Source organism: Natrinema pellirubrum DSM 15624, assembly GCF_000230735.2.
Taxonomy (GTDB): Archaea; Halobacteriota; Halobacteria; order Halobacteriales; family Natrialbaceae; genus Natrinema; species Natrinema pellirubrum.
In genome coordinates this window covers 197487-215205 of sequence record NC_019962.1, presented here as the reverse complement: position 1 = coordinate 215205, position 17719 = coordinate 197487, and the positions used below count along the sequence as shown (strand labels likewise).

At 68.4% G+C, this 17719-nt stretch carries 16 protein-coding genes; 11 read left to right on the top strand and 5 right to left on the bottom strand.

All coding sequences use genetic code 11. The annotated features are described in order from the left end of the window. The first annotated feature begins 15 nt into the window (after nt 1-15). Nucleotides 16-2370: a DEAD/DEAH box helicase gene (locus tag NATPE_RS01040; protein WP_006183315.1), complete on the top strand. Its 2355-nt coding sequence runs from the start codon at nt 16-18 to the stop codon at nt 2368-2370. Nucleotides 2371-2386: 16 nt separating this feature from the next. Here NATPE_RS01040 and NATPE_RS01035 read toward each other — a convergent pair whose 3' ends face one another. Together NATPE_RS01035 and NATPE_RS01030 are read right to left on the bottom strand one after the other, a co-directional pair. Next, nucleotides 2387-3037: an HAD family hydrolase gene (locus tag NATPE_RS01035; protein WP_006183314.1), complete on the bottom strand. Its 651-nt coding sequence runs from the start codon at nt 3035-3037 to the stop codon at nt 2387-2389. 243 nt (nt 3038-3280) lie between these two features. Continuing rightward, nucleotides 3281-3880, bottom strand: coding sequence for a DJ-1/PfpI family protein (locus NATPE_RS01030; protein ID WP_006183313.1), 600 nt, complete (start codon nt 3878-3880; stop codon nt 3281-3283). Between the two features lie 307 nt (nt 3881-4187). Here NATPE_RS01030 and NATPE_RS01025 point away from each other — a divergent pair, with 307 nt between their 5' ends. The 7 genes from NATPE_RS01025 to NATPE_RS00995 all read left to right on the top strand — a co-directional run bounded on the left by NATPE_RS01025 (nt 4188) and on the right by NATPE_RS00995 (nt 9037). Next, nucleotides 4188-4727, top strand: coding sequence for a hypothetical protein (locus NATPE_RS01025; protein WP_006183312.1), 540 nt, complete (start codon nt 4188-4190; stop codon nt 4725-4727). A gap of 24 nt (nt 4728-4751) precedes the next feature. After that, a complete protein-coding gene (locus NATPE_RS01020) occupies nt 4752-5126 on the top strand; it encodes a hypothetical protein (RefSeq protein ID WP_006183311.1) in 375 nt (124 codons plus the stop codon). Nucleotides 5127-5298: 172 nt separating this feature from the next. After that, nucleotides 5299-5649 carry a hypothetical protein gene (locus NATPE_RS01015; protein ID WP_006183310.1) on the top strand — a complete coding sequence of 117 codons (351 nt, stop codon included), beginning with the start codon at nt 5299-5301 and terminating at the stop codon, nt 5647-5649. Nucleotides 5650-5776: 127 nt separating this feature from the next. Beyond that, nucleotides 5777-6022: a hypothetical protein gene (locus tag NATPE_RS01010; protein ID WP_006183309.1), complete on the top strand. Its 246-nt coding sequence runs from the start codon at nt 5777-5779 to the stop codon at nt 6020-6022. A gap of 111 nt (nt 6023-6133) precedes the next feature. Next, nucleotides 6134-7324 carry a DUF7345 domain-containing protein gene (locus NATPE_RS01005; protein ID WP_006183308.1) on the top strand — a complete coding sequence of 397 codons (1191 nt, stop codon included), beginning with the start codon at nt 6134-6136 and terminating at the stop codon, nt 7322-7324. Between the two features lie 150 nt (nt 7325-7474). After that, nucleotides 7475-8173 carry a hypothetical protein gene (locus NATPE_RS01000; RefSeq protein ID WP_006183307.1) on the top strand — a complete coding sequence of 233 codons (699 nt, stop codon included), beginning with the start codon at nt 7475-7477 and terminating at the stop codon, nt 8171-8173. 87 nt (nt 8174-8260) lie between these two features. Next, complete coding sequence (locus tag NATPE_RS00995; protein ID WP_006183306.1) at nt 8261-9037, top strand: DNA topoisomerase I; 777 nt, start codon at nt 8261-8263, stop codon at nt 9035-9037. A 200-nt stretch (nt 9038-9237) separates the two neighbouring features. Here NATPE_RS00995 and NATPE_RS00990 read toward each other — a convergent pair whose 3' ends face one another. Next, nucleotides 9238-9738: a hypothetical protein gene (locus NATPE_RS00990; RefSeq protein ID WP_006183305.1), complete on the bottom strand. Its 501-nt coding sequence runs from the start codon at nt 9736-9738 to the stop codon at nt 9238-9240. A 233-nt stretch (nt 9739-9971) separates the two neighbouring features. Here NATPE_RS00990 and endA point away from each other — a divergent pair, with 233 nt between their 5' ends. Then, a complete protein-coding gene (endA, locus tag NATPE_RS00985) occupies nt 9972-11048 on the top strand; it encodes a tRNA-intron lyase (RefSeq protein ID WP_006183304.1) in 1077 nt (358 codons plus the stop codon). Between the two features lie 220 nt (nt 11049-11268). On the opposite strand, the gene NATPE_RS00980 is transcribed toward endA, so the two are convergent. After that, nucleotides 11269-12195 (bottom strand): ornithine cyclodeaminase family protein, encoded by a 927-nt coding sequence (locus NATPE_RS00980; RefSeq protein WP_006183303.1) that lies wholly within the window; start codon nt 12193-12195, stop codon nt 11269-11271. 116 nt (nt 12196-12311) lie between these two features. On the opposite strand from NATPE_RS00980, the gene NATPE_RS00975 reads away from it, so the two are divergent. Further along, the gene (locus NATPE_RS00975; RefSeq protein WP_006183302.1) at nt 12312-13892 is read left to right on the top strand and encodes a tryptophan--tRNA ligase; all 1581 of its coding nucleotides are present in this window, start codon (nt 12312-12314) and stop codon (nt 13890-13892) included. Nucleotides 13893-13921: 29 nt separating this feature from the next. On the opposite strand, the gene NATPE_RS00970 is transcribed toward NATPE_RS00975, so the two are convergent. After that, nucleotides 13922-15991 (bottom strand): PAS domain-containing sensor histidine kinase, encoded by a 2070-nt coding sequence (locus NATPE_RS00970; protein ID WP_006183301.1) that lies wholly within the window; start codon nt 15989-15991, stop codon nt 13922-13924. Nucleotides 15992-16309: 318 nt separating this feature from the next. On the opposite strand from NATPE_RS00970, the gene NATPE_RS00965 reads away from it, so the two are divergent. Further along, entirely contained in the window at nt 16310-17596 is a 1287-nt protein-coding gene (locus NATPE_RS00965) for a hypothetical protein (protein WP_006183300.1), read from the top strand. Nucleotides 17597-17719 lie beyond the last annotated feature (123 nt).

Below are 17719 nucleotides of genomic sequence, written 5' to 3'. Positions count from 1 at the left end.
TCTCCTGTCCGTGTGATGGAGGTCGCCGAGGTTCTCCCCGAGTTCGCCGACGCCTTCGCCTTCGAGGAGTTCAACCGCATGCAACGCGAGGCTCTACCGGCCTTGCTCGAGTCGTCGGAGAACGTGGTCGCGAGCGCGCCGACGGCCTCGGGGAAGACGGCGCTTGCGGAACTGGCGATCTGTAAGGCCTTAGCCGACGGCGGCACCGCGCTGTTTATCGCCCCGATGCGGGCGCTGACCAACGAGAAAGAGGACGACTGGGACCGCTTCGAGGCGCTGGATTACTCGGTCTACGTCGTCACCGGCGAGCGCGATCTCAACCCCCGCCGCGCGCGCCGGGCGGACATCCTCGTGATGACCCCCGAGAAACTGGACTCGGCGACCCGCAAACACGACTCCCGACGCTACGACTTCGTCACCGACATCGACGTCTGTGTCATCGACGAGGTCCACCTGCTGGACGCGGACCGACGAGGGTCGGTGCTGGAGGTGACGATCTCCCGGCTGCGCCGGCTCTGTGCGCCCCGCATCGTCGCACTGTCGGCGACGATGCCAAACGTCGACGACGTGGCGGCGTGGCTCGACGCCCCCGAGGAGGCCACCTTCGAGTTCGGCGACGAGTACCGACCCGTCGATCTCAAATCGGGCGTCAGGACCTACACCCACGGCGACAACGCCTTCGCGGACAAGTACCGCCGGCTCTACCGGGCGCTCGACCTCGCCGAACCACACCTCCGGGAGGACGGCCAGGCGCTGGTCTTCGTCTCCTCGAGGCAGGACACCGTGCAGGCGGCCAAGAAGGCCAGAGACGAGATCGCCGAACGCGACGTCTCGATGGGCGTCCGCGGGGACTACGATTTCCACACCGATCTGAAGGAAGCGATCGACAACGACACCCTCCGGCAGTCGATCCTCGACGGCGTCGCCTTCCACCACGCGGGCCTCTCGAAGGAGGAACGCGATCTCGTCGAGGAGTGGTTCAAGCAGGGCCACATCGAACTCCTCTTTTCGACGTCGACGCTGGCGTGGGGCGTCAACCTGCCCGCTCGCTGTGTCGTGATCCGGGACACGAAGTACCACGATCCCCTCGAGGGCGAGGTCGATATGAGTCCTCTCGACGTCCTCCAGATGCTCGGCCGCGCCGGCCGCCCGGGATACGACGACGTCGGCTACGGCTGGGTCGTCTGTGACTCGGCGGAGGCCGACAAGTACCGCCGCCTGCTCCGGGACGGCAAGGAGATCGAGTCCCGACTCGCGGAGAGCCTCGAGACGCATCTCAACGCCGAGATCGCGATGGGGACGATCACCGACCTCGAGGACGTGATGGACTGGCTCGAGACGACCTTCTACTACGTCCGCGGCCAGTCCAAACCCGACGAGTACGACTTCCCGAACCTGCGCGAGCGAGTCCGGGACTGTCTCGAGGGGCTGGTTGAGCGCGGCTTCGTCGAGACCGGCGAGGACCTCTCGATCGAGGCGACGCCGCTCGGCGTGTTGACCTCGAAGTACTACCTCCGGCTGGACACGGCCGCCCGCTTCGCCGCCCTCTGTGACCGGGCCGAATCGGGCCCGATCACGGCCGGGGACGTCCTCGAGACGGTCGCGACCGCCGAGGAGTTCGACTCGGTGTCGGCCCGACAGGACGAACGCGACGCGATATCGGCGGTCCTGGTCGGCGAGGACACCGACGACCTCGACGCCGGCGAGCGGAAGGTCCTCGCGATCCTTCGGAGCGCGGCCAGCGGCTCGACGCCGGCGGAACTGCGCAGCGACGCGTGGGCCATCCGGCGCAACGCGACCCGGCTCGTCTCCGCGCTGGGGGCCTTCCTCGATCGGTTCGTCGGTCCCCACGCCGCGAACCTCGCGCGCCGCGTCGAGGCCCGCATCGAGAACGGCGTCGCCGAGGACGCGGTCGGACTGACCGCCATCGACGGCGTCGGGCCGGGCCGGGCGAGCAAGCTCGCGAAAGAGGGACTGTCGACGCCCGGCGACGTCGACGACGCCGGCCTCGAGGGGCTGATCGACGCCGGCCTCTCGGAAGGCGTCGCCGAGCGTGTCGCCGAGGGTGCGTCGTCGCTGCCCGCCCTCGATATCGACTGGGGGCAGTTCCCCGGGACCGTCGCGACCGGCGAGAACGAGGTCTGTGACGTGACCGTTCGGAACGTCGGGGAACCGGCCCGCGCGGGGATCCGGGTGACCGTCAACGGCGTGGAAATGACGAGTTCCAACACCTACCTGCGCGATTCCGAGACCGTCCCGGTCGGCGTCTTCGGCGCGGATGCCGAGGAACTCGAGTTTACCGTCAGCGTCGCCTTCCCGGAGGAGCCGCTGGTGCCGATCACGGCGAGCCGAACGGTCGAAGTCGAATAACGGCTTCGCGCTGCGATCAGACGGTCGACTCGAGAACGGTCGCCCGGAGTTCGGCGGACGAGTCGACGACCACGTCGGCTCTCGAGCGGTCGATGTCGCCGTGGGCAGCGATCCGGTAGGCGACAACGGTCGCGCCCGCTCTGTCGCCGGCTTCGATCCCGTTTTCGGAGTCCTCGATGACGACGCACTCCACAGCCGGAACGCCGAGTTCGGCGGCCGCGTACTCGAAGACGTCCGGTTCGGGCTTGCTCGCCGCGTCGATGTCGTCGGCGCTGATCACGCGGTCGAACGCCCCCTCGAGGTCGAATCGCTCGAGGACCATGTCGATCCAGTCGTGAGGCGACGACGACACGAGCGCCGTGTCGACCCCGCAGTCGTCCAGTTCGGCGAGCAGATCGTAGAGACCATCGAGCAGGGCGACCCGCTCAGTGTAGATCTCCTCGGCGGCGGCATCGAAGCGTTCGACGAACTCCTTACGGGAGATGGCCGTCCCGTACTCGGCCTCGAGGTAGTCGTAGATATCGCGGAAGTTCATGCCGCTGGTCTCGGCCAGGTCGACCTCGGCGTCGGGGACGGTCGCGGGAAAGATCTCCGCGCGCTCGAACTCGACCCAGTAGTCCTCGCTATCGACCAACACGCCGTCCATATCGAACAACACTGCGTTCATGTGACTCAGGCTATCCGGTCGTGACGGATAGCCGTTTGGCACGAAGCGGTGAGCCGTCCGCTACCTGCCCGACTCGTCATGCAGTGGCGCGTGCTGTGTCGTGGCGAGCAAACGCGAGCCACGGCTCGACAGCACGCGAGGGACGAGTGAGCGACTGAAAGGAGCGAGCGAGTCGGCTGGGGAGGGTGTGGCAACTCACTGTTGCCACGATAGCAGTACGCTTCTCGTCGGTAGGCCCACCGGTTACGACGATTCGAACACGTCGCCCCGCCGCTCATGGGCCATCTCCGCGGCCACCGCCTCGGCGATTTCGACGCCGAACTCCCGCTCGAGCAGCCACAGCGCCAGATCGATCCCCGAGGTCACGCCGCCGGCCGTAACGACATCGCCGTCGTCGACGACCCGCTCGTCGACCACGGTCGCCGCGGTAGCCGCGAGGTCGTCGACGGCGACGGGATGGGTCGCAGCCGGTCGGCCCTCGAGGATCCCGGCCGCGGAAAGCACCATCGCGCCGGTACAGACCGAGGCGATCGTCGCCCCGTCGTCGTAGCGCTCGCGGACGGCCTCGGGGAGCGCGCCGTCCTCGACGGCCGCCCGGACGCCGCCCTCGGTCGTCCAGCCGCCGCCGGGAACGAGCAGCAGGTCCGGCTCCCCAAGCGTCCCGTCGGGCTCGAGGCGGAGGTCGTGACTCGCCCGTACGAGGTCGGTCTCCGCGAGGGACACCAGCCGCGTCTCGAGCGACGCGCCGGCTCGGGCCCCGTTCCGGAGGACCTCGTAGGGACCGACCGCATCGAGTTCGTCGAAGCCGTCGAATAGTACGATTTCGGCAGCGATATCGGCCATACCTCCTCGTCGCCGGCGACGAGCAAAGCCGTTTGTGTCTTCGGCAGCCGTCGCTGGACGCCCCGCTCGATCGCTCGTCCCGAGCCGCCGATCGGCCCGCTCGAGGCGGCGGCACGTGTCGCGCGACGCGCCGTCCCGTCGTCGCGCCGGAGTCGCCCGGGTGTCGCCGACTCCCCAGCACTCGGATCGCGGTAAACCGGGCACAAACGGGCGAAACCGTCGGTCAAACTCCCGAAAACGGCGGCAAAGCGCGTTCACGGCATCACCCCTTCAAGTGCGTCGACCCGCCGAGAATCGGATGCGAGCTATGAACCGAACGACCATCATCGCAGTCGCACTCGCCGCATTGATCGCAGCCACCGGGTTCGCCGCCGCGGCACCCGGCTCCGCGCCCGTCTCCGTGGACACGGGCGCGGACAGTACTGCCGACGACCACCCTGCGAACGACCGCGCAGGATCCGCAGACGACCACGACAACGGCAGCGAGAACGGAGCCGCCGGCGCTGACGACCGGAACGGCCAGGGGCCCGCCGTCGACCTCCCTGAGCAGGCCCCCGACCACGTCTCCGCGATCCACGACCGGATCTCGGCGTTCCTGAGCGGCGACCTCGAGACCTCGCTCGGCGACGCGATCAGTGAGGTCACGCCGGACGACGAGGACGCTGCCGACGAAGATGACGCGACCGAGAGCGGTGACGACTCCGACGAGAGCGACGCCGACGACACCACCGACGAGGACAACGACGCTGACGACGAAACCGACGACGAACAGTCAGACGAGAGCAACGCCGGCGACACCGCCGACGAAGACGCTGACGACGAAACCGACGACTCGACCGACGAATAGACCACCCGGTAACGCTACACACCTATGCCCCCATTCGCACAGCCGGCACCGATCGGACTCGAGGACCGACTGCTGGCGTTTGCGGTGAGCCTGCTGGTCGGCGGCGCGGCCCTCCAGGCCGGCACCTACGTCGTCGCCGAGACCCGCGATTACGGCCACGCGGTGGTGACCGCGCTGCTGGCCGCCCTCGCCTGGGCGGTCCTCGAGTCGGTGCCACTGATCGGCGGCCTGCTGGCGATCGTCGCCTGGATCGCGGTCGTCAAGTGGCGCTACGGCCTCGGCTGGCTCCGCTCGGCCGGTGTCGGCGTCGCCGCCTGGGCGGCCGCCGTGGTCGTCCTCGCGGCCCTCGAGCTGGTCGGTATCGGCTCGGTGTCGGCGCTCGGCGTGCCGGGCACCTGAATCGCGCTCCCGCTGACGGTTCCGTACCTGTCCCGCTGACGTATCCCCCACCACCCCGCTGACGCTTCTTCCGAACACTACCGTCTACGAGCCGTCTCCCCGGCGGTGACAGCCTCACGCGGGCGGTTATCGCGAGGGAGGTATCAAGTGTATTGAAAGCGTACCGGTTCGTATGGTTTCCATCGTCGGCTCGTTCGTCGCGTTTCTGGTCGCACTGATAGTCGGCGGGCTGGCGATCTACGCCAGCGCGCGGGTCGTCGCCGACGTGGACGACTACTCGCACGCGTTCGTCACGGCGATCCTCGGCGGGTTCGCGTGGGGGCTGACCGCGTGGATCCCGCTTTTCGGCCCGATCCTCGCCCTAATCGCCTGGGTGTGGGTGATCAACTGGCGCTACCCCGGCGGCTGGGGGGTGGCCGCGGCCATCGGGTTCATCGCGTGGCTCGCCGCGATCGCGATCCTGTTCGTCCTCAACGCCGTCTTCGGACTCGGCGTCGGGGCGTTCGGCGTCCCGGGGGCGTAAGCGGCCCCGCCATCGGCCGACGGCGATCAATACCCAGCCGACGGTGGCGACATCCGGCTCAAATCGGCACAAATCGCGGTCACCGACTGGCCGGTTGATAGGGGTGAGCCGCCACGCTCGAGCCGTGATGCAACGACCGATACTCACGATCGCGGTTGCACTGACTCTCATCCTCGGCGCGACCGGTGTCGCGGCAGCACAGCCCGCGGACGGCCCGCCGAGTGACCTGCCCGATCGGGTTCCGGACTTCGTCTCCGACCTCCTCGAAACGATCACCGACGTCCTCGACGGTGCCCTCAAGGCCGTCGGCGAGGCCATCCGGAGCGTTACGCCCGGTGATGTCGCGGCCATCCCGAACGGTAACGGCGAGTGATAGTCGCCCAATACGTTCTCGTCGAATTCGTCACAGAACCCCGTTTTAGCGGGTGAAGTGCCGTTTTCCGACATCCGTGTGTTTTAAGCGAGCTGGGAAGTACCGACCCGTATGAACGGTCGCGCCGGCGTGACGGTCGCGGTCGTCGTGATACTCCTCGTGACTGCCGGTCCCGTCGCAGCTACCGGAGCGGCGGCGACGGGCGGGAGCCAGTCGGAGCCGTTTACCCTCCAGCAGGACGGGATCGACGCCGACGAGGTCCGGATGGACGTCGCGCTCCGGGCCGACGGCAGCGCCGACTGGACCCTCGAGTTCTGGATCCGGCTCGACGACAACGAGAGCGAGGCGGCGTTCGAGTCGTTACGCGACGATATCCGGGAGGATCCGGCAAACCACACGGCGCGGTTCGCCGAGCGGATGAACGGGACGGTCGCGACGGCGAGCAACGCGACCGGGCGGGAGATGGCCGCCACCGATGTCGCCGTCGAGACCGAGCGCCAGTCGTTCGCCCGCGAGTACGGCGTCGTCAGGTACACGTTCCGCTGGGACGGGTTCGCCGCCGTCGATGGCGACCGGCTCCGGGCCGGCGACGCCGTCGCGGGACTCTACCTCGACGACGGCACCCGACTGCTGATCGAGTGGCCCGAGGGCTACGAGCGGACGTCGGTCGCGCCCGACCCGGACGACGAACGCGAGCGGGCCGTGATCTGGCGGGGTGACGACACCGACTTCGTCGACGACGAACCCCGCGTCGTCGTCACCGCCGGGAGCGGCGCGACCGGCTCGAGTCCGCTGTTGATCGCGGGTGTGGCGATCGTCCTGCTCGGCCTCGGAGCCGCCGGCACGTGGTGGTACCGGAACCGCGAGCCGACGGCTGATCAGCCCGGCGACGGGACCCCTGCGGCCGGCTCCGGGGGCGGGTCCGCATCCGGTGCCGACATCGAGTCTCCATCCGGATCGGCTGCCGAGACCGCGTCGACCGGCGACTCGAGTCCGGCGGACGTGTCGGCCCCGGCAAGCGACGCCGCGACCGCGGCCGCGGGCACGACCGAACAGGTCGACACGGAACTGCTGAGCAACGAGGAACAGGTCCTTCGGCTGGTCAGGGAGCGGGGCGGCCGGATGAAACAACAGGCGGTCGTCGAGGAACTGGACTGGACCGACGCAAAGACCAGCAAGGTCGTCAGCGGGCTCCGCGAGGACGGCAAGCTCGAGTCGTTCCGGCTCGGCCGCGAGAACGTCCTCTCGCTGCCCGAGGTCGACGACGGAATCGTCCCGGACTCGGCAGATGAGGACGAATGACTCGCGTCGGATCGACCGAGACGCTCGCGGGCCGAAAACCGTCGAAATCGCCGGACGGAACCGGATCGAAAACGGCGTTGAACGGCGTTAACCGTCGATGACCCCAAGTCCTCGCCCCGCCTGGTATCGATCGAGCGACACTCACCACCAATGAACCGACCCACATCGATCACGCTCGTCGCGGTCATACTCGTCGCAGCGGTCGCGGTCCCGCTGGCTGCGGCGACCGTCGCCCCGACCGGCGGCGCGCAGGAGGAGACCGCCGACGAGGCAGGCAACGACTCGATCGCCCCCGGCGAACAGTTCGCCGCGGCCGTCGGCGTCCAGAACGCCGAACTCGAGGGCGACGTCTCGGAGCGGGCCTTCAGCGTGCGATTCGCCAGCGCCGAGACGAACGAGACGAAAGCAGCCGTCATCGCCACGGAAGTCAACGAGAGTCGGCAGCGACTGGCGGAACTCGAGTCACGGCTCGCGACTCTGAACGAGTCCCGCGAAACCGGCGAGATCAGCGAGGGTCACTACCGGGCGGAAGTCGCGACGGCCGTCGCCGAGATGCGGAGTATCGAGCGTCGGACCGCCGCGGCCGAAACCGCCGCGGCCGAGGTCCCCGACCGAGCGCTCGCCGACAACGACGTTGACGCCGAGGCGATCGGGCAGTTACGGGCTCGAGCCGGCGACCTCGGCGGCCCGGAAACGGCCGCGATCGCCCGCTCGATCGCCGGCGACGACGTCGGTCGTTCGATCGGGACCGATCGCGGCCCCGGCGGCCCGGTCGACGCCCCTGGTGAGGGCCGAGCCGGCGGCCCCGGCGACGGCAACGAGACGGCGACCGAACCGACCGCGGACTGACGACGACTAGCGCAACTGCGGACTGTCGGTGGCGAGGACGACTACCGCGACCGCGATTTTAAGTACGATACCGCGGCCAACGCGGCCATGATCGACGACGCGATCCGCGTGCTTGCGGGTGACTGTACCGTCATCGCCGAGAACGGCGACCGCGAGGAGTATCGGGGTCGAGTGACCACGATCGTCAAACCCGACAACACCGTGTTGGTCCACGACACCGACGGCTACCAGCCCGTCGCGTGGCTGACCCGCGCCGACAGCGTCTCGAGCGACCGAACCGGCGGGTTCACCCTCGTCGCCAAGAAGGACACCCAGACGCTGCGGATCGCCGCCCACGACCAGGACGGGTTCGCCCACTACCCCTCGTCGGCGGCCGGGACCCCCATCGGTACCTGTCCCGACTGCGACGGGACCTTAGTGCGCTCGAGCGGGGTCCACTGTGTCGGCTGTGGCGACGAGTACGGCGTCCCCGCCGACGCGACGGTTCGGGGGGACCAATGTGACTGCGACTGTGGCCTCCCCAAGATGCGCGTCGAGCGCGGGCTGGCCTTCAACGTCTGTCTCGATCGGGGCTGTGAATCGCTCGACGCGGCGGTCAAAGAGGCCTTCGACCGCGAGTGGAACTGCCCCGAACCGGACTGCGACGGCGATCTCCGGATCCTCCGGCGGGGCGGGCTCATCGCCGGCTGCGAACACTATCCCGACTGTGAGATCGGCTTCGCCGTCCCCGCCGGTGTCGTCGACGGCGAGTGTGGCTGTGGGCTGCCGACCTTCGAAACCGCCAGCGGGGTCCGCTGTCTCGATGCCACCTGTGACCGGGCGCTCGAGGGACCGCTCGAGAGCGATGCCGCAGCCGACGACTGAGCGAGCCGTCACGAACGCAGATACTCGAGCGCCGATCCGCGATGGGACGCCGCCCAGCCGCCTTCGCAGTGACGGGAACATGATTCCACCGGACAACGTGTGATCGAAGCCACGGTTCTGTGATGGCTGGGCCGACACGGCTAAAACAACTCGAGAACGGACGGTCGCTGTTCTACTAGCGCGGACGAACCGAGGCCGGATCACTTGAGGGACCGGCAACGCAGTCGGGCGAGTGGCCCCTCCGGGAACAACTGAAAGAACGCGGTCCGTAACAAGACGAGGGTACCGAGTACCCCGCCAAACAACAGCGCCCAGATCGACGGGGAAACACCGCCCGTGTCCACCAGATAGTGAACGAACAGGGTTGCAACGGCCCACCACAGGGAGAACAGAGCGAAAACACCGAGTACGACCGAGGCGAGGATCCGACTCACCGCCGTATCACCGGGCTGAGATCGGGTGCCGGAACCGAGAACTGCCGACCCGAGTCTGATCCCGTGTGTCAGAACACCGATCAGGACGGAGAGGGCGAGCAGTCCGGAAACGAGTATCGTTATTGGCAGCCAAAGCGAATCGAAGGTGGTCTCGAAAAGCGTCACGGGTTCAGTGACTACCGTGACCATCAGGGCGACTGCGAGGACAGCAAGAACGGGTTCGGCTACTCGTCGCTTGATCGGGGGATCGAGGTGGACGGTAGACATGACACAGACACTATCATTACTGGAGCAATAAATCTACTGTCGGCTGGAGGTGGGCCCTGAATCGAACACGATCACCGCGCCGGCCGACCCCGACCACACCCCCTGCAACACCACTGCATCCGCTCGGAGGGTTCGATCGAGTCACCGAAGGGACGTTCGCCCGTCCGGGAGACGGGAGGGAGGTCAAGGGATCGATCCGCAGCCACTTAGTGCCGGCCGGCAAACACCCGGCTATGACACTCGAGGGGCGGTTCGACGCGGCCGACGGCGTCGTCCGGGTCGGCGGCGACGCGCGCCAGCGGTATCACGACTCGCGGGGCTACGGCTACCCGCTCTCCGGCAACGAGATCGCGCTCGCACCCGTGGAAGCGGCCCATCTGCTCTACCGAGGAGACCTCGAGGCGGTCGTCGACGACGCGAGCGGCGAGCGGTTGGGCTTTCGCGAGTTCATTTCGCGGGAGCCGGGGGCCGACTTCGGCGTGCGGTTTCTCGTCTACGCGGACCTGCGCTCGCGCGGGTTCTACCTCTCGCCGGCCGCGGAGCCGTGGGTGGCCGACCCGCCGGGCGGCGCGGCCGACTTCGCGGTCTTCCCGCGGGGGAAAGGCCCCGGCGACGGCGAGATCGCCTACGCCCTGCGAATCATCGGCGAGCGAACGGACATTCCCGCCATGGAACTCCAGCCGGGCGTGCTGGCGGTCGTCGACGAGGAGAGCGAGATTACCTATTTCGAGGTCGACCGGCGCGATCCCACCGGGACATCGGGGTCCGACGCCGACCTCCCCGACGGCTGCGAGGCCGACCTGCTGGCCGACCGGGTGGTCGTCTGGGAGCCGCCGCTTGACCTCTATGAGCAGACGTTCTACGGCCAGCCCCTCGAGGGCCGGGAGTACGACGAGCCGACGCTGCAGTGTTCCCTGCTCGAGGCGGCCTATCTGGCCGAACGGGAGGCGATCGATCTCGAGCCGACGACGGTCCGCGAGCGGGGCCGGGAGGTCGAAGGCGAGCGGTTCGACCGCCGGCTGCGGGTCTACGCGGCACTGCGCGAGCGCGGCGTCGTGCCGAAGACGGGCTACAAGTTCGGCGCTGACTTCCGGACCTACGCCAACGTGGAGTCCGTCGAGAACCTGGGCCACTCCGAACTGCTGGTGCGGGTGCATCCGGCCGACCACGTCTTCGAGCCGCGGGATCTGGCGCTGGACGTGCGGCTGGCACATGGCGTCCGGAAGACGATGGTGTTCGCGCTGGTGGGCGACGAGGCGGCCGACGGCGACGGGATCGAGTGGTGGTCGCTCGAGCGATTGACACCCTAACTAGCTGTTTCACGATCGCGAGACGAGCGTTCTACCGCGGAAAGACGAACTGACAAGTGTTCTGCTCAGACTGGCAACACGGAGTGGCCACGCCCTCCCCAACCGATTCGTTCGGTCACGACGTTCCCTCACTCATCCCTCGCACGTCGTCAGGCCACGGTTCGCCAGCGGCTCACCGTGGCATAGCGTGCGCCACTGCAGAGGGGGAGACGACCGTTCGCTACGCGAACCGCTCGAGGAACCGCTTCCCGAGGACGACCTCCGTCCCGGCCAGCCCGACCGAGCAAAACAGCGTGAGGTCGTCAGCGCGCTGGCGGCCGAGTTCGGGGTCCTCGAGGACGGCGGCGAGTTCGACCATCCGGTCGCGGTCCGCGCCCGAGGCGATGTACGGGCGGTCGTAGGCGTCGACCTGCGGGAGCGAGTCGGTCACGATCGCGTCGGCCCGGTCGACGGCCTCGAGGGGGAGTTCGTGGGCGTCGTCGAACCGCGGGCCGATCGTCGTGACGTGGGTCCCGGCCTCGAGCCAGTCGGGGTCGAATACGGGCTCTTCGCTATTGGTCGCACAGACGAGCGCGTCGGCCTCGCGGACGACCGGTTCGGGGTCGCTGGCCGCGCGAACGGTCGGCTCGACCTCGCCCTCGAGGGTGTCGGCGAAGGACGCGCGGCTCTCGGCGGTCGGGCTGTAGACGACGACATCGGCGAAGTCGCGGGCCGCACACGCCGCGCCGACCTGCGCTCGCGCCTGAAATCCCGTGCCCAGGATCCCGAGCGTGTCGGCGTCTGAACGGGCGAGTGCGTCGATCGCGACGCCGCCGATGCCGCCGGTTCGAAGCCCGCCGACGGCGTGGCCCGCGAGCAGGCCCTCGAACGCGCCAGTGGCGGCGTCGAAGACCGCGACCAGTTCCGTGTGGTCGTCGCCGGTGCCGTGGGTCTCGTAGACCCGAAACCCGGCGGCGGTCGTCGGCCCGGTCGCAGCCCCCGCGGTAAAGAGGAGGTCGCCCTCGCCGGCCGGGACCGTCCAGCGCGGCGGGGCCTCGAGCGTTCCGGCCGCGCGTTCGGCGAAGGCGTCGCGCATGGCGTCGACGACCTGTGCGTAGTCGAACTGCGAGTACACGTCGCCGTCGGTGAGGACCGGGAAATCGGTCATGGATACCCCGTCGGACGGCGCTCGCATAACAGTTCTCCAGTGCGGCGCGTCCACGGAAGATTTCGGCGACTGCGAAGCCGAAGGCTTTTGCGCGCCGGCGCGCCAAAACGCAGGTAATGACCGGAGACGACCCACTCGAGGAGTCCGAGTCAGGGGAACCGCTCACGGACGGAGGGGCTGCTGGAGCCGACGATGTCGCGCTTGACCCCTGGGGATCCTCGAGCGTCTCCGACTACCGCAAGCTGTTCGAGGAGTTCGGCATCGAGGAGTTCGACGAGATCCTCGAGGAGGTCCCGAACCCACATTACCTGATGCGACGGGGGGTTATCTTCGGCCACCGTGACTACCGGCCGGTCGCCGAAGCGCTGCAGAACGACGAGCCGGCGGCGGTTCTCTCTGGCTTTATGCCGACCGGCGACCCTCACATCGGCCACAAGCTGGTCTTCGACGAAATCATCTGGCACCAACAGCAGGGAGCCGACGCCTACGCCCTGATCGCCGACCTCGAGGCCAACTCGGCCCGCGGCATGTCCTGGGAGGAGATCGACGACCACGCCCGCGACTACCTCCTGTCCCTGCTCGCGCTCGGCTTCGATCCCGAGGCGGGCGAACTCTACCGGCAGTCCACGAATCGGAAACTGCAGGATCTGGCCTTCGAACTCGGTGCCGACGCCAACTTCTCGGAGTTCCAGGCGATCTACGGCTTCGACGGCGAGACCGACGTCTCGCACATGCAGTCGGTCGTCACCCAGATGGCCGACATCCTCTATCCGCAACTCGAGGAGCCCAAGCCGACCGTGATCCCGGTCGGCCCGGATCAGGATCCTCACGTCCGGCTGGCGCGGGATCTGGCCGAGCGGATGCGCTTTTTCAAGGTCTCGGAAGCCTACGCCAGCTTCGAACTCGAGCCCGAAGAGCGTGCCCTCGTGGCCGACTTCTACGCGGACCTCGAGCCCGCCGACTTCGACGACGACCAGCTGCGGTGTGTCCATGTCGCCGAGGCGATCGAGGAAACGCCGCTGTCGGAACTCGCGGTCGACGCCGACACGCTGAGTTCGGTCCTGACGAAGCTCGAGGAGGCTGGCATGGAGCCGATCCGGCCCCGGACCCGCTTTTTCGACCGACGAGCGACCGACGAGGCCTTCGACGCCCTGATCGACGCCGTCGAGGGCGAAAAGCGCGTCTACGAGAACCACGTCGACGCCTTCGACCTCGACCGCGCCGAGGCCGAGGAGTTGGCCCGCGAGGTCGAAGTCGACAACGGCGGCTACGGCTTCCAGCCGCCGTCCTCGATTTACCACCGCTTTATGACCGGGCTGACCGGCGGCAAGATGTCCTCCTCGATCCCAGCCTCCCACATCTCCCTGCTAGACGACCCCGAGGACGGCTACGACAAGGTCAAGGCCGCGACCACCGGCGGCCGCGAGACCGCCGAAGAACAGCGCGAGAAGGGCGGAAAGGCCGACGAGTGTCCCGTCTACGAACTCTACGCCTACCTGCTGTCCGGCGACGACGACGAGTTCGCCAAGCGCGTCTACGACGAGTGCGTCGGCGGCGAACGCCTCTGTGGCGACTGCAAGGAGCAGGCCGCCCAGCTCATGAAGGAGTTCCTCGAGGACCACCAGGAGAAACGCGACGAAGTCGAAGACCTGCTCGAGGACGCCGACATCGAACTCGAGTCGCCGCGGCGTCGCTGACGGGAAACGACTCCCCCGGCCCCGCTCGGTCAGTCCGTGACGGTCACGCCCGTGAACTCGAACCGGGCGCCGCCCGACGGACTCTCCGTCACGCGGACGTCCCAGCCGTGGGCCTCAGCGATTGTCGCAACGATCGAGAGGCCGAACCCGGTGCCGTCGGATGCCGTCGAATACCCGTTCTCGAAGACGCGCTCGCGTTCGTCGGTCGGAATGCCCGCCCCGTCGTCCGCGACGTAGAACCCGTCCTCGAGCGGTCCGACGGAGACGGAGACCGTTGACTCGCCGTGTTCGACGTCACCCTGATGAGCCTGCGAGTCGGGATTCGTCGAGCCATGCTCGACGGCGTCCTGCTGAGCGTGGGAAGCAGGGCTCGTCGAACCATGTTCGACGGCGTTTCGAAACAGGTTCTCGAGGAGCTGGCGGAGCCGCGTTTCGTCGGCGTGGATCGATCCCGAAACGTCGGTTCGAAGCGTCGCAGACCCCGTCTCGACTGACTGCCAACAGTCCGAGACGACCCGCTCGAGGTCGACGGCGTCGATCGCGTCGACCTGCTCGCCCTGCCGGGCGAGCGTCAGTAGGTCGTCGATGAGCCGGTCCATTCGGTCGACCGCCTCGTGGCAGTGTTCGAACGGCTTCGGGTCCCCGGTCGCTTCGGCCTGCTCGAGCCAGCCGGCGAGGACGTTCAGCGGGTTCCGCAGGTCGTGGCTGACGATGCTGGCGAACCGCTCTAGCTGTTCGTTCGTTCGCTCGAGTTCCCGCTCGCGTTCCTTGCGCTCGGTGATGTCGTGGGCGGAGGCGATCAGCGAGACGACCTCGCCCGCGGCGTTCGTGACTGGCCGGATCGTCCCCGTGGCGGTGAAGGTGCCGTCGGTGCCGACGTGGTCGCGCTCGTAGTCGACGTACTCGCCAGCAGCGGCGCGATCGGTCCACTCGCGGACGTCGGCCCGCGCGTCGTCGGGCCACCACGGCGTGTCCCAGAACGGCTCACCGACGATCGACTCGAGGTCCGTATCGATGGCTGCCATCGCCGTCTCGTTCGCCTGAACGAGCGTTCCGTCGGGCTCGAGCAGCCCGACGAGGGTCTTGGGGTCCTCGAAGACGGCCTCGAACCGGCGCTGGTACCGACGGAGGTCCCGTTCTCGTTCCTTGAGCGAAGTGATCTCACGTCCCTCGGGAACGAGCAGCGTCACGTCCCCCGAATCGTCCCGGATCGGCCGGATCGAGAAGTCGATGATGGCGGTGTCGTCCGTACCCTGCATCTCGATCGTTCGCCGGACGAACTCGCCGTCGGCGGCCCGCTCGACGTCCCGTTTGGTCTGCTCACGCAGCGACGCCGATCGATCGAACCAGTCGGCTTCCCAGAAGGGACGGCCGACGACGTCGTCCCGGTCGAGTCCGGCGAACGCCAGTGCGGTATCGTTGGCCTCGAGGATCATACCGTCCGGCTCGAGGAGGCCAGTGAACTGAGACGTCCGATTGAAGATCGCCTCGTAGCGGTCATCAGCTACCGGCCGGCCGGTGCCGTCACGATCGGTCGAGAGATCGACCGCGGTGTCGACGGTATCGTCTGAATCCGTGCGGCCCGGCCGCTCGGCCGCTCGCTCGAGGGGGTTCTGTCGAGGGCGCTCGTCGCCCGTCGTCGCGTCAGCGAGTAGTGTAAGCGACTGGTGGCGTCGGACGAGCAGTGAGTGGACGCGCCGACGGAGTCGGTCGGGGTCGAGCGGTGCATCGACGACCGCGTTGACGAGTTGTGGCTCGTCGCTCTCGGAGGGGTCCGCGACGGCGATGTCGTCGGTATGGGAATCGCGACGGAGCAAGATGACGGGGGTAAACGCCGGTCGGTCGGCGGTTCGCTCCCGGAGCAAGGGGGCATACTCGGAGAAACGATCGGAGTCGACGACGAACAGGTCCGCGTCGGCGACGGGACCGCCGATCACCAGCTCGTACCGATCGGAGAGCAGGGCCTGGACCATCGTTCGACGGTCGTCGGCAGCGAGCAGTAGCTGGACGGTCGAATCGTCCACCCCGGCCTCCCCGTCGTGTCCCGCTTCGGTCATTCGTATCGAAACGTCGATCAGGTCCGTCCGCAGGGCGAACACAGCGCGTCTCGGACTCCCCCCGTTCGCCCGGCTGTGGTCGCGAACGCGACCAGTACCGGCCCTCACCGATCTCGTTTCGCTAGAACGAGTCGACCGGCTTGGTAGTTGTGGCAGAAACGCGGGGGTCGATCGCGGTCTCCGGCATCCGTCGCCGGTTTCGGGTTACCATCGTCCGCCGGCCGGCGGGGTGAGCGACGCGTGCTGCCCGTCGCTTCCGGGCCGACGACCGCTGTCCGCGTCCGTCCGGTCGGCTCGCGTATGCATTGTCCTGCGTCTGACGAGGATATATGTGCCCGTTCGTGGAACCGGGAGCCACCGATGGCCCTGGCCCTCCCGACCACTGACGATCCGCCGGTTGCCGCCGACGTCCTCGGCTCGTTCGGCGTCACGCCGGCCGACGTGACCGCGGCCACGTCGAGCGACGGCTCCCTCGAGGCGGCGCTGGCCGACGCGTTCGCGACCGACCGCGACCGGACGGCAGTGCTTCGCCGAACGATCGCCCGGAGCGACCGCGGGATCGCCTGTGACGCTCGCTACCGGACGGCCGCGCTCGAGCGGGCACTGACCGGCGTCTTCGAGTCGGTCGGCTGGTCGTTGGCGGTCGAGCGTACCGGCGACGGACTGGGACTCACCGCCACCGATCCGCGCGGTCGGAGCCGCGAGACGACCGTGACCTACCCCGAGACGCCGCTGGGGACCGACAACCTGCCGGCCGTCCTGTGGACGATCACCGAGGACCTCTTCGCGGGGACCGACGCGCGGTTCGTCCTGCTCTCTGCGGGCGTCGACCGCTGGCGGGCCGCACTGGTCGACGAGTCCGCCCTCGAGCGCCTCCGGGAGTCGTACGGGCCGCGGGTCGACGCGTTCGATCGCCCGCTGCTCCCCGAATACGGGCTCGGGGCGTACGTGCCCGCGACCAGCACCGGCGCGACCGGTGGCAGCGACGATGGGCCGTGGCCGCCGTGGGCGCGCGAGCGGCGCGAGCATCGTACTGAGCCGCCCGCGGGAAGCGTCGATACGCTCATCGAGGAGGCAGAGCCCGCGACGGGCGCGGCGGCGACCGACTCGAGCGACGGGGCGACGGCGCGAGCGTCGTCGGTCGACGGGTTCGAACTCCGGGGGACCCCGTCGGTCTCGCGGCGAGGCGAGGGGCCCGACGAGCGGGCCGAGGCGGGTGCTGCTGAGACGGGAGGGGCCGGTCGCTCGAGCAAGACTGGCGACTCACGAGCCGGCGATCGATCGGCGGCCGTCGACGAGTCCGGGACGGATTCGGACGGGTTCGGGACGCTCTCGGGGACCAGCGAGCGGACGCGGATCGACGACGACTCGTTCGGAACCGATATCGAGGGTGCGTCGACACCCGATCGCTACCGCGCGCTCGGCGCGGCGCTCGATGCAGGCGGGGACGTCTCGGTCCGCGGGCTGCTCGAGGACGACGACTTTCTCCCCGAGTTGCCGGCCGCCGACCCCGACACGGTCCGCATCGAGTACGCCGACGGCTGCGATCCGGTCGACCCGTCCGAGGCGGCGGCCGTCGCCGAGGAAGACGGCTTCGAGTGGGTCGACGCCGGCGACCTCGAGACGACGCGGCTGGCCGGCGAGTAGCGACGGTGTGTGGTGAGGCGTATCACAACGTTTTTGAGCCGGTCGCGAGTGCCACCGAGTATGGCACCCGAATCCCACAAGGCCGGTGTCGACGATCAGCTACGGCGACCGCGATCGGGATTC